A 423-nucleotide genomic window follows, 5' to 3' on the forward strand; every position below is an offset into this window, starting at 1 on the left:
AGGGGGATATTGTGGAGTTGTATCATAGTAATGTAGAAGCAATTTCAATAGTTGATTTGTCTTCAATGTTTATTACACAACCGTATCTATCGAATATATTATTGGCTTCAACTGCATCACTAAGTCTTAGAAATAATATAATGCTTGATTTTCAATCTTTATACACTCATTTATTAGAAATCCAAAATATGATTACAATAAGTATCGATGCATTTGATCATCTCAATGAGATTAATATAAATATTTCAGAATTGAAGTGGAGGTTGATAAATGAGAAAAACATGGATATTATCCATGCGGATTTTCTATGTAAATATTACACTAACTATGCTAATATAGGCTCTCATTATCCACCTAGAGTGTATGATGAGAATGGTAATGAAGCTCAAAATTCTAATCGTTATCCCGTATCTGATGACAATC

Annotated in this window: 1 protein-coding gene; it reads left to right on the forward strand. The window is 30.0% G+C overall.

Annotated elements, in window-relative coordinates; all coding sequences use genetic code 11:
- Positions 1 to 188 precede the first annotated feature (188 nt).
- Positions 189 to 423, forward strand: a 235-nt coding sequence (locus PL77_RS32360; RefSeq protein WP_156152622.1) for a hypothetical protein, incomplete at its 3' end; no start/stop codon positions are given.

This window comes from Flammeovirga sp. OC4, assembly GCF_000812565.1.
Classification (GTDB): Bacteria; Bacteroidota; Bacteroidia; order Cytophagales; family Flammeovirgaceae; genus Flammeovirga.